The following is a 12,111-nucleotide window of genomic DNA, read 5'->3' on the forward strand; positions in this document are numbered from 1 at the left end:
GATAACGATTGGGAAATCGTCAGCCGGCGGCCATGTAGGCGGCCGAAAATTTGCGCTCGATGGGACGACTAGCGTCGAGTCCACCATGAGTCGCAGTCTGCTGGTGTCCGTGCTCATTTGCGAAGCTCTATCAGTTGAATGAACCCGTCCCACGCCGGGTGAAACACTCCTTCATCGATCCGCGTCAGGGCTTCGTCGACCCATTGTGCGTGCTGCGGATCGCTTGAACGCAGGGCATCAAGTTTTGCACCAATTCTGCTAATCACTAGTGCGGCAGGATGCGGGTCTTGTCGTTTGACGGGCGGGCGGTATTTCGAGAGTTCCAGCGATTTCAGATAACGAAAGCTCGCGAGCGACCACGGATAATCCGCGTCGTCGAGATCACGTTGGCGCTGACAGAACAGGCAACCCGCCGGACTTGTGCAGTCCGGACGCGGTGCCGCTGGCGGTACGTTAGGCAACGGTTCCGGGTTTTTGCCAGTACATGTCCCGGGGCCCGGTGGCGCGATGGTTGGATCGGATTTCAAATGGAAATGGCTGATCTCGATCACAGCAAGTTGGTGATTGGGATTTTCGTAGATTCTCAACAACGTTTCTTTTGCGTGCTGCGCCATTTCCGCTGTCACGTCTGGATCCTGAGTGCGTCGAAGGAGCCAGTTCGTGCGCGTTCTCCGGAGAACTTGAGTACCGCAATAACGGATACCCAGTCGTTTGCAACGACTTTTTACAGCGCTAAAAACGATCAAAGATGGTTCATCAGTGCGGCCTGTTTGCCACCGTGGAAATAGCCGTTCGTCATTCGGAAACATCGCTTGACGCCATACTAGATAGCGCTCGATAAGGTGACGATATTCTCGATAAATTTCAAATTCAACTTCGCCCTTGCGCCGGTCCTTGTAAATGCGACGGACCTGGTAGCCATCGAGGTGACTCGCATAGACAAAGCGCCCAACTTTCAGCGCGCGAGCCTGGGCGAGATTCATTCCCGTGCAGGCCATAAATATCAGCAGCTCAGCTTCAATCCTGAGGTTTGCTAAGGCGTGCCTGCTTTTGAGGGGATCATCCGGGTCCAATTTCCTTCTCACGGTCCGCCGGCGTTGGTCTGACGGCGCTAAGGATAAAAATCTTGCGCTGTCCATTGGGCGAAATCCGCACCACTCTTCAAGCAACTGTCCGGTCCGGAATTGGATTCGTACGGGCAGCTCACCTTGAATCGCTTCGGCAGTCAGAGCGTCCGTTAGATCGAGCAACATGTGGCCGAAGGAAAACGTCTCGGAAATGTTCTGTTTGTCGGCTTCCGTGCCCAAAACGCGTTTCCGTCGAGCCGAGTCTCGACTCCGAATTCGACTTTGCGTCAACAGTGAGACAGGAGCGTCCGATAGCTCATCGAGCACGCTTCCTACAACAACCGCGTACTTGTAGAAAGCACGGTGTCCAAGTGTGCCGGCAGAACGTTGCAGCAGCAGATACTCAGTCCAGTCAAGGAAATCGCCCCGCGCCGATGTGAGGGTAGGCGACCTACCCACCGCATCTGCCCAACGGTAAAAAATTCGAAGACAATAAATGCGATCCCCTACCGTGTATTGGCTTGTCCCTTTCGCCAGTTCATCGTGTAGCACTTCGTGAAGTTTCACGACCATGGGCAATCGTTCCCAGGCGATCGGGCCAAGAAATCCCTTGTCGATTCGACTAAAGTCGCGCGTTGAGAGGGCCGCGGCGTTCGGATAAAGCATATATTGGAGATCCCACGGAATCTGCCGTTCAGTAAACTTTGCGCCAGGAAAGGTCAGGTCAGGGATTTTCCGTTTGTGCATCGTTTTTCTCCTGACGTGCGCCTAGCAGTCCAAGGAATTCACGATCGAATGCGTTCCCAACTTCTTCCTTGATTTTAGTTTTCTCAACGAATCTAACGTAATGTAGGGCAGTCGATTCGCTTTTGTGAAGCAGTGTTTCCATGACAATCGCGATGGCAAATAGAGAACCACCGAGGCGAATTGCTAGGCGCGCGAGTTCGGTGGCGAAGGTGCAACGGCTCTGATGAAAATGAAAGTTCCGCATCGCGACAAGGCCGTTTGCTACCGCGTTCTTTCTGAACGCTGCCATCTCGACGTTTATGGCATTGCTGTTATGAGATCCCCGCTGGCAATATGGATTGCCGTACCGTGTCAGAAAAACCAGATCTTTGTTGGCTCCAGACGCCTTTACCTCCCGATTCAGGCGCCGCACACTGGATGCATATTCTCGGATCCGATCGAGATGTGTGTCGCAGATCGGAACCTGACCATTAACGCCGAACTTTGTTGCGACCGGCGGGTCCGCTGCAGGACCGACGAAGAGTTGGTAAAAGCCCTGAGCAGTGGGATTCGGCACCGCATTCTCGAGCGTCTGAACCTTAAGATCGGCGATCGTCCCAATTCGCATGCCCGTAAAAAAGCCGAGCGTTAGCATTAGGAACAGTTCTTCCGAGGCATGCCTATCAGCGAACTGCAGAGCCGCATCTCGATCGACTGCACGAACGGGAAGCAGGCCGTCTTCCAGCCTTTGTCCCGGTATGCTCCGATTCGGGATACTCAAGTCGGTAGATTTGACACTGAGGGTGCGCTCAAATCCGCGAGGGTCTTTCAGGTGAATGCCAACAACGCGCTCCTCCCACATTGGCCACGAAGTTGACAGCAGTCCGCTATCTCGAAGCCACCGATAAAACTGGATTACGACCTGGATCCGATGTGACGTAGTCGACGGCGCAAGGCTTCCGGCTTTGCGGGATCGGATCAGTTCGCCACGATAGCGAACGAGGCAGCGATTCGATCGATGCATCGGAAACTCCCACCAATCAGTGCTTGTCGACTCTAACCAGTTCGCGTATGCCAACAATGCGTTTGCCCTAGATTGCACGGTCCGGAAGTCGATATCGCCAGTGGTTGCGCTTTCCAATGCCCAGACATTGGCCTCTCGCCAGGGTGCCCCGGATTTCCAGAAGATCGTCGGAAGGCGCATTTCTTCTGTCTTTTCTGGAAGTGGCGTCCAACGCACGCCGGAGCCTTCCACCAATGCACGATGCGGCTTGAACAAAACTGACTCGAGTCGCGCCATAGCACCCCCCGCTTTAGTCGCCCACATTGGGCATGTTCTACCTGTGTCGCACGCACTTGATTGCGCAGATCCATCCGTAATCGTCGAAAAAGCCAGCGTGGGACCTGCAGGCAACACCCCGGGACTCGAACTGTGCCAACGATTGCAGAAAAATCAGCAAGGAATCTTTCGTTCATCATCAGTTTGCTTCCAACCCTTGACGACTTCACGTGCGAATACGTTGGTGGGTATTCCCCGTGTGCACAACTGAGCTGCCCACACCGCAAGGGTGTGGACAGCCGCCTGCGGCGGTTCCTCAGTTGCACACACTCGAACCTGACGCGCGCCTGCGGCGCTTGCCCCAAAGAGAAAAATACCCATAACCCTAAGGCCTCACTGTCTAGCGATGTGGTGCAGCTTGGATGTTCGTTCGTGTCAATACGTCAGTACCGTGAACCTAATTTTGTGTGATGTCAATACCCCGAACTAACGCATAGCGCACGACACGCTCGTGACCTACAACTGGATGTTCGGACCGCAACGCGCGCGGCCGTGCCCGATGTGCACGTCGCTACTGAGCGCGTGGGACGGCGAAATGCCCGATATCCTGCAGCGCGTCGCGTTCGCGGTGATCGGCCGCTCGCCGATCGACAGGCTCGTCGCGTTCAGGCAGGAGCGCGGCTGGCGGCATCTGCGGCTGTATTCGTCGGGCGGCAACACGTTCAATCGCGATTACGCGGCCGAAGATCCCGCCGGCGACGACCTTCCCGCGCTGAACGTATTCACGCGCACGGGCGGCGTCGTGCGGCACTTCTGGGCCGAGGAGATGGGGCCGTCGACGTCGGACCCCGGACAGGATCCGCGCGGCGCGCCCGATCCGATGCCGTTGTGGACGATCCTCGACATGACGCCGGGCGGCCGTGGCACCGACTGGTATCCGAAGCTGGCGTATTGAGCGGCGCTGCCATGGAGCGATCGAGCGCTACGAATGCGTCTGCGCCGCGTGGCTCTGGGCGAGCGCGGTCCACAGAAACGTGCCGACCGCGCTCGCCCGCATCGGCAGGCTGAACAGATAGCCCTGCACCGCGCGCGCGCCGAGCGCCTTCACGACCTGGGCCTGCAACGGCGTTTCGAGTCCTTCCACCACGCATTCGAGCCCGAGGTTGCGGCATAGGTCGATCACGGATTTGATGATCTTCTTCGAGGCGCTGTTGGTATCGACGTCGCTCACGAAGCTGCGGTCGATCTTGATCGCGTCGAATGGCAGCCGATGCACGTAGCTGAGGCTCGAATAGCCGGTGCCGAAATCGTCGAGCGACAGCCGGCAGCCGGCCTGCTTCAGCATCGTCATCGCGCTGTGCGCCTGCTCGAAATCGCGCGTCAACGCGGTTTCGGTCATTTCGAACGTCACGCGATGCGGCGACACGCCGCTTGCCGCGACGATGTCGATCAGGCGGCGCGCGCGCGCCGACGTCGAGATATCGATCGCGGACAGATTGAACGACAGATACAGATCGGCGGGCCAGTGCGCGACCTCGGCGAGCGCCTGGCGCAGCAGCACGTCGGTGATGCCGAGGATCAGCTCGGTCCGCTCTGCAATCCGAATGAATTCCTCCGGCCTGACCATGCCGAGCCGCGCGTTGTGCCATCGACCGAGCGCTTCGAGGCCGATCGGCCGGCGCGTGAGCAGATCGTAGATCGGCTGGAACTCGAGGAACAGTTCCGCTTCGAGGTCCGCATGGCGCAGCTCCTGCGTGACGAGGCTTAGACGCCGCATCTGCGTTTCGTGTTCGGTCGAGAAAATCACCGGCATGCCGCGGCGGTTTTCCTTGCCGACATAGAGCGCGGCGTCGGCGCGTTCGAACACCTGCGCGACCGTCGAGCCCGCGTCGGGAAACGCGGCCCAGCCGATCGTGCCCGACAGCTCCGCGACATTGTCGGCGACTTGATAAGGCTGGCTGAGCGCATCGCAGATACGCTGCCCCAACTCGACCAGCGCTTCGTTCGACACCTTGTGGCGCACGAGCACGCCGAATTCATCGCCGCCCAGACGCGCGAACATCAGGCCCGTTTCGCCGATCAACACGAGCCGCGTGCCGACTTCCTGCAGCACGAGGTCGCCGCTCGCGTGACCGTAAATGTCGTTGACCTGCTTGAAGCCGTCCAGATCGATGAGGCCGACGTTGAAGCCGCCACCGGTTTCGAGCGCCTGCTCCGATATCGCGCTCAGCGCCGCGAAGAAACTGCGCCGGTTCGGCAGGCCGGTCAGACTGTCGATGCTGGCGAGCCGGTAGTTGTCGTCGCTGAGCCGTTGGGTGTTGTGCTGGCTTGCCTGCAGTTCGCGTTGCGCGTGCACCGCGTCTGCAAACGTGCGCCAGTAAAGCTGGATGACCGCCGCGAGCGCGACGCCGACCAGCGCCATGTCGACGGCCATCGCGAAGAACACCGGCGAGCCGCTCGACACGAGGAAGCCGGAGAAACTCAGGATGACGATGCAAAGCAGCAGAAGCGCGGGCTTGCGCAGATGGATCAGGCAGAACATGCTGCCGACCAGCGTCGTCGCCATATAGAACGCGACCTGCGCCTGCTGGTAGGCGGTGCCGTACGGAAACAGCAGCACCGACCAGCCGCTGAACGCGACGCCGAACACGCCGACGATCCATGTCACGCTGCGCAATTCGCGGACCGCCTGAGCGTCCGTCATCTTATGGTTGCGTTTGCGCCACCAGCGCACGCAGCGATACACACACAGCGCGCCGAGCGTGCCGGGCACATACATCGACAGCCAGGCCGGCGCGCTGTCCAGATGCGTCGCCGCCACCGCCGCCGTGTTGACGAGCAGGATGAAGTAGAGCAGCGGTACCTGGCGGCGGAACGCGTGCAACTGCGCACGCATCAGCTCCCGGTCACCCTCGGCGACCGACAGTACCTTCTTCAATCTCGCAAGCCAAGCCATCGCCATCCCTTTAACGTTTGCGCGCTAAACGCAGCTGTTTATATCGGCGCGAGGCTGATTAACTTGAGCGCTCAAAGGGGTAACGGAGCATCGCAGTCAAGGGTCCGTGAAACCTGCTGCGCGCTTACGGATAGTCGGGCGGTAAGTACTACCTGGCGGCGCGTGTCGGCGGCGCTGGAACCAGACGTTTGTGCCGGATGCCGATCGCGAGACTCGAGCAAAAGGCGGCCTTCGCGCATGCTCAAAGCGTGGGGCACGACAGCACCCGCTGCGGCCGCATGGCGGTGCCGGGCTGGCCGGCCGGCGCGGGCGTGCCACGCGGCGCGGCCGCGACGAGCCGGACCGCGTCGGCGCCAGCATTCGCGAGCACGTATTTTTCCGGGCTGTCATCCGGCTGCCAGTACGCGCGAAACACGTCGCCGTCGCTGAACACGAGCAGCTTGCCGTGCACGGTTTTTCCGCCGCCAACGAAGTCGACCGGTTCGCCGTCGCGTAGCGAAAAGCTCTGCGCGGCGCTGGAGTTCGTCGCACCGACGAGGGTCGCGCACGCGTTGTCGTCGGCCGCGGCCGCCGCCGACGACAACGCGGCGAGCAGCGCGCATGTTGCAAAGTGGCGAATTCTCACTTCTTTATGTCTTGCCGATAGTTAACTTGTGACATGTGTCGCAAATGGTGCGCCCGCGCATCGGGAAAAGGGCTATCGTCATCGGGAAGCCGGCGCGGGATCGCGTAACGCGACCTAAAGTACTGAAATTGCAACGGATTGTGATGCGCGGCGAATGCTCATGAGGCGGCGCGCGCGCATAAGCTCGCGATTCTTATGGCAGTTTGGGGCGCAAAAACGTCAAAACGGCGCCTCCGCCTTGATACAAGCCTTACACCAAGGGTTTGCGCGAAGGTGCGCCTATGCGTTAGTGTGTCGGTCCCGGCGCCTCAGAGGGCGCCGGTTCCATGATTACCATACGGGAAGTGCTATGAACAAACAGGAACTGATTGATGCAGTCGCCGCAGCGACGGGCGAAAGCAAAGCGGCAACCGGCCAGACCATCGACGCGATCGTCGAGGCAGTGACCAAGGCCGTGGTGAGCGGCGATACGGTGCAACTGGTCGGTTTCGGTTCGTTCTCGACCGGCGCGCGCGCGGCACGCGTGGGGCGCAATCCGTCAACGGGCGAAGAGATCCAGATCGCCGCGGCCAAGACGGTGAAGTTCACCGCAGGCAAGGCGTTCAAGGAAGCCGTCAACGCGTCGTAAGCAACGCGCTTCACGCCGGAGCATTCGCGATGCGCGCCGCAGCCCCGCTGTGAGGCGCGCGTGAGTGATGCGTCGGGCGTGAGGATCACGCGCTGCCCAACCCGGCCAGGCGATTCGCCGGCAGCTGGTGCGGCGCGTGTGTCTGGCTCCTTGAGCCAGGCGTTCGTGGGCTCGACCGGCTTCGATCGAGTCTAAAGCGGACCCGCCGCGGCCATCGCGATCGGGCGGTCCGTGCGTTGCCCTGTCAGCCCGCGCGACGCTTGCGGGTTGCCTCGGCGAGCGCGGCGAGCACCGGTTCGGTCTGCGCCCAGCTCACGCAGGCATCCGTGATCGACACGCCGTAACGCAACGGCACACCGGCCTTCAGATCCTGACGGCCTTCTTCCAGATGGCTTTCGAGCATCACACCGATGATGCGGCGCTCGCGCTCCGACAGTTGCCGCGCGATATCGTCCGCGACCTCGATCTGCCGCAAGTGCGATTTGTTCGAGTTCGCATGCGAGCAGTCGATCATCACCTGCTCGCGCAGACCCGCTGAACCCAGCGCTTCACAGGTCGCCTGCACCGACGCGCTGTCGTAGTTCGGCCCTTTCTTGCCGCCGCGCAGGATCACGTGCGCGTCGTCGTTGCCGCGCGTTTCGAAGATCGCGGCCATGCCCATTTTCGTCATGCCCATGAACGCGTGGCTCGCACGCGCCGCGACGATCGCGTCGGCGGCGATCTGCACGCCGCCGTCGGTGCCGTTCTTGAAGCCGATCGGGCAGCTCAGTCCCGACGCGAGCTGACGATGACTCTGGCTCTCGGTCGTGCGCGCGCCGATCGCACCCCACGCGATCAGATCGGCGATGTATTGCGGGCTCAACAGGTCGAGAAACTCGGTCGCCGTGGGCAGGCCCAGACCGTTGATGTCGAGCAGCAATTGCCGGGCGAGACGCAGGCCTTCGTTGATGCGGAAGCTGCCGTCCAGACGCGGATCGTTGATGTAGCCTTTCCAGCCCACCGTCGTGCGCGGTTTCTCGAAGTACACGCGCATCACGATCAGCAGATCGTCCCGGTAGTGATCGGCGGCGGCCTTCAGCTTGCGCGCGTATTCGATCGCCTGGTCGTGGTCGTGAATCGAACAGGGGCCGACGATCAGCACGAGCCGGTCGTCGCGGCTGTGCAGAATGTCGGCGATTTCGACGCGAGTCGTCTCGACCAGCGACTGCACCGCGGGCGGCACCGGCAGTTCGTCCTGCAGCAGCGCGGGGGAAATCAGCGGACGGACCGCGCCGATGCGCACGTCGTCGATGCGCGTGGTGTCCTGGGTGGCGTCGGCCGAGCCGACTTCCTGATCGTGCAGGGGATTGTCGAGGGCGCTCAAGATGTTCTCCGCAATCGGTTGATGAGGCGGCCTTGCCGCCTGATTATGCGAGCGCCGCCGCGATGAGGGCGTGCGGGCGCCGCGTGGGTTTGACGTGGACCGTGCGGGTTGGGTTACTGCGTGCCTCGGGCGAGGTTTGACGCAAGGTCTTGCGTCGGGCTTGACGCGAAGCCGACGCGACCGCGCACGGATGCGCTGGCGCGATTATGACACCCGCGCCGGCCTCATGGCAGGTGGACCGGCGGGCAGGCGGCGCGGCGGATTCAGAGCTTCTTGAGCAACGCCATCGCGGCGGCCGGATTGCGCTCCTTGAAGCCGCTGATCACATATAGATAGACGTCGCGCGTGGCGGCTTTCGCGGGCGGCTCCGCGCAGGTCTCGAGATCGTCGGGCGTGGTGCCCGCGGCGAGCTGGCGCGCGCGTTCGGCCCATGCGTCGAGCGCTTTCGTCGAATAGCCTTTGGCTTGCTTTTCGCTCGTGCCCATGATGCGCGCGTAGACGAACGGCGCGGTGATGTCGGCGATCTGCGGATACTCGCTGTCGGCCGCGAGCACGACCGCGACCTTGTACTTGCGCGCCAGCGCGATGAGTTCCGGTGTCCTGAACGAATCGTGACGAACCTCGACCGCGTGCCGCAGCTTCTGTCCTTCGATGCTCGCGGGCAGCAGCTTCAGAAAGGCCTCGAAATCGTCGGCGTCGAATTTTTTGGTCGGCGCGAACTGCCAGTTGATGGGCCCGAGCTTCTGCTTGAGCAGCAGCACGCCGCTTGCGAAGAATCGCTCGATCGTGTCGCCGGCTTCGGCCAGCACCTTGCGGTTGGTCGCGTAACGCGGCGCCTTTAGCGAGAACACGAAATCGTCGGGCGTCTCCTGATACCACTTCTCATAGCTGGCCGGTTTCTGCAAACCGTAAAACGTGCCGTTGATTTCGATCGACGTCAGATGCCGGCTCGCATATTCGAGTTCGCGGCTTTGCGTCAGGTCTTCCGGATAAAACGGCCCGCGCCACGGCGCATAGGTCCAGCCGCCGATGCCGATGCGAATGCGTGCGGCGGACGTGGATCCGGACGACGTTTCGGTTGATTTTTTCGTTGGCGCTTTCTTTGCGGCTTTCGGTTTGTCGCCGCGTTCTTCGCCAGACTTCTCGCTTCGCTTGTTGCTTTCCTTCGCGCTTGTCGCTGCGGGCACTTGGGCTCTCCTTCGGGCTGCGGCGGGAAAGCTCGTAGATTAGCCGCTTTTCTCGCGGCGCGCGGCGCTTGCCGGGCCGGGGGCCTCGGCCTTGCCTTCGCCGGCCGCGGCGCTGGCTTCGTCGAAACGACGGCTCGCTGCGGCCACTTCCACGCGAAAGCGCTGCAACGCGCCGAGCGCGAGGTCGGGCGGCGTCAGCGCGACCCACAGCACGTCGATCAGCTGATCGGCGGTGGCGTCGATATCGATCTGCCGGTTCGTCAGCGTCGCGTCCCACAGCACATGCTCCATCGGGCCGAACACCATCGAGCGCAACAGGCGCAGCGGCATGTCGGAGCGAATCTCGCCGCTTTGCTGGCCTTGCGCGAGCACGCGCATCAACGGCGCGGTGTAGCGGCGCTGCAGTTCGGTCAGCGCTTCGCTCAGTTCGTGATGCCGCGCGCGCCCTTCGGACAGCACCAGCGCGCACAGATCGGTGCCATTCACGAGCATCAGCCGCAGATGCATGCGCACGATGAACGCGAACTGCTGGCGCACGTTGCCGTCGCGCGGCAGGCCCGCTTCGATCGCGTCGATGATCTCGTCGTACCAATCGCCGATGACACGAGCGCACAACTCGCGCTTGCCGCGAAAGTAGCTGAACACCGTCGCCTCGGAAACGCCCAGGCGCTGCGCGATTTCCGCAGTCGTCGCGCGTTCGTAGCCCTTTTCGGAGAACACGTCGCGCCCCGCCTGAAGAATCTCCTTCACGCGCTGCTGCGACTTGCGTCCGGCCGGCTGGCGACGCGAGACAGGCAATCCGGCCTTCTCGGCAACCGTCATATGAGTAAAATTCAGATTTTTGGTGCGGATTGGGGCTCGAGCTGGCGTTTGAACGCTGCGTCTATGCCCGATGAACGCGATCGTAGCACCGAATCGGCCAGCTAATGCGGGTTTGTAAATTTCTGAGTAACACTCAGAAATACCTATTGACGCATACGTCAATCTGGCGTGAAATGCGCGTTGACATGCTTTCGCGTGCCGCTTCGCGCTCCACCAACGGCCGCCCACGAACTCAGGAGACACCGCAATGCCCAATCTGCCCGGTTTGCAGTTCCCGCTCGGCGAAGAGATCGAAATGCTGCGCGACAGCATTGCGTCGTTCGCCGCCAAAGAAATCGCGCCGCGCGCCGGGGAAATCGATCGCACCGATCAGTTCCCGATGGACCTGTGGCGCAAGTTCGGCGACCTCGGCGTGCTCGGCATGACGGTTTCCGAAGAGTACGGCGGCGCGAACATGGGCTATACCGCGCACATGGTCGCGATGGAGGAAATTTCGCGTGCGTCGGCATCGGTTGGCCTGTCGTACGGCGCGCATTCGAACCTGTGCGTGAACCAGATTCATCGCAACGGCACCGACGCGCAGAAGCGCAAGTATCTGCCGAAGCTCGTGTCGGGCGAGCACGTCGGCGCGCTCGCGATGAGCGAGCCGAACGCGGGCTCGGACGTGGTCAGCATGAAGCTGCGCGCCCAGAAGAAGGGCGATCGTTACGTGCTGAACGGCACCAAGATGTGGATCACCAACGGCCCCGACTGCGACACCCTGGTCGTCTATGCAAAGACCGATCCCGAAGCGAATTCGCGCGGCATTACCGCGTTCATCGTCGAGAAGGGCATGAAGGGTTTCTCGGTCGCGCAGAAGCTCGACAAGCTCGGCATGCGCGGCTCGCACACCGGCGAGCTGGTGTTCCAGGACGTCGAAGTGCCGGAGGAAAATATCCTTGGGGCATTGAACGGCGGCGTCAACGTGCTGATGAGCGGTCTCGACTACGAACGCGCGGTGCTCGCGGGCGGCCCGACCGGCATCATGGTCGCGGTGATGGACGCGGTCGTGCCGTATATCCACGACCGCAAGCAGTTCGGCCAGTCGATCGGCGAATTCCAACTGATCCAGGGCAAAGTCGCCGATCTGTACACGACGCTGCAGGCATGCCGCGCGTATCTGTATGCGGTGGGCCGCCAACTCGACACGCTCGGCAACGACCATGCGCGCCAGCTCCGCAAGGACTGCGCGGGCGTGATTCTGTACACGGCCGAAAAGGCGACCTGGATGGCTGGCGAGGCGATCCAGATTCTCGGCGGCAATGGCTATATCAACGAGTATCCGGTCGGTCGTCTGTGGCGCGATGCGAAGCTCTATGAAATTGGCGCGGGCACGAGCGAAATTCGTCGCATGCTGATCGGCCGGGAGCTGTTTGCCGAAACGCTGTGATACAAGCGCGCGTGAGCCCCCTCAATACG

Annotated in this window: 9 protein-coding genes and 1 pseudogene; 3 read left to right on the forward strand and 7 right to left on the reverse strand. The window is 61.5% G+C overall.

Annotated features, from left to right (window positions below; translation table 11 throughout):
• Nucleotides 1-113 precede the first annotated feature (113 nt).
• Entirely contained in the window at nt 114-1,814 is a 1,701-nt protein-coding gene (locus OKW37_RS28360) for a site-specific integrase (protein WP_429402901.1), read from the reverse strand.
• A complete protein-coding gene (locus OKW37_RS28365) occupies nt 1,792-3,072 on the reverse strand; it encodes a tyrosine-type recombinase/integrase (protein WP_429402902.1) in 1,281 nt (426 codons plus the stop codon). Before OKW37_RS28365 ends, OKW37_RS28360 begins: the two co-directional genes overlap by 23 nt.
• 496 nt (nt 3,073-3,568) lie before the next feature.
• On the opposite strand from OKW37_RS28365, the pseudogene OKW37_RS28370 reads away from it, so the two are divergent.
• Nucleotides 3,569-4,027, forward strand: a pseudogene (locus OKW37_RS28370) (DUF899 family protein); the annotation flags it as partial.
• Nucleotides 4,028-4,054: 27 nt separating this feature from the next.
• Here OKW37_RS28370 and OKW37_RS28375 read toward each other — a convergent pair.
• Together OKW37_RS28375 and OKW37_RS28380 are read right to left on the reverse strand one after the other, a co-directional pair.
• Nucleotides 4,055-6,028: a putative bifunctional diguanylate cyclase/phosphodiesterase gene (locus OKW37_RS28375; protein ID WP_429402903.1), complete on the reverse strand. Its 1,974-nt coding sequence runs from the start codon at nt 6,026-6,028 to the stop codon at nt 4,055-4,057.
• 241 nt (nt 6,029-6,269) lie between these two features.
• Complete coding sequence (locus tag OKW37_RS28380; protein ID WP_429402904.1) at nt 6,270-6,653, reverse strand: hypothetical protein; 384 nt, start codon at nt 6,651-6,653, stop codon at nt 6,270-6,272.
• A gap of 349 nt (nt 6,654-7,002) precedes the next feature.
• On the opposite strand from OKW37_RS28380, the gene OKW37_RS28385 reads away from it, so the two are divergent.
• Nucleotides 7,003-7,281 (forward strand): HU family DNA-binding protein, encoded by a 279-nt coding sequence (locus OKW37_RS28385; RefSeq protein ID WP_013092091.1) that lies wholly within the window; start codon nt 7,003-7,005, stop codon nt 7,279-7,281.
• Between the two features lie 244 nt (nt 7,282-7,525).
• Here the strand turns inward: OKW37_RS28385 and OKW37_RS28390 are convergent, their stop codons facing one another.
• The 3 genes from OKW37_RS28390 to OKW37_RS28400 all read right to left on the reverse strand — a co-directional run bounded on the left by OKW37_RS28390 (nt 7,526) and on the right by OKW37_RS28400 (nt 10,653).
• Nucleotides 7,526-8,644 carry a 3-deoxy-7-phosphoheptulonate synthase gene (locus tag OKW37_RS28390; protein WP_429402905.1) on the reverse strand — a complete coding sequence of 373 codons (1,119 nt, stop codon included), beginning with the start codon at nt 8,642-8,644 and terminating at the stop codon, nt 7,526-7,528.
• A gap of 263 nt (nt 8,645-8,907) precedes the next feature.
• A complete protein-coding gene (locus OKW37_RS28395; RefSeq protein WP_429402906.1) occupies nt 8,908-9,831 on the reverse strand; it encodes a DUF72 domain-containing protein in 924 nt (307 codons plus the stop codon).
• Between the two features lie 39 nt (nt 9,832-9,870).
• Entirely contained in the window at nt 9,871-10,653 is a 783-nt protein-coding gene (locus tag OKW37_RS28400) for a TetR/AcrR family transcriptional regulator (protein ID WP_187610721.1), read from the reverse strand.
• Nucleotides 10,654-10,900: 247 nt separating this feature from the next.
• On the opposite strand from OKW37_RS28400, the gene OKW37_RS28405 reads away from it, so the two are divergent.
• A complete protein-coding gene (locus OKW37_RS28405; RefSeq protein ID WP_429402907.1) occupies nt 10,901-12,082 on the forward strand; it encodes an isovaleryl-CoA dehydrogenase in 1,182 nt (393 codons plus the stop codon).
• Nucleotides 12,083-12,111: the final 29 nt, after the last annotated feature.

The sequence above is a fragment of the Paraburkholderia sp. MM5482-R2 genome (assembly GCF_050436125.1).
Lineage (GTDB): Bacteria > Pseudomonadota > Gammaproteobacteria > Burkholderiales > Burkholderiaceae > Paraburkholderia > Paraburkholderia tuberum.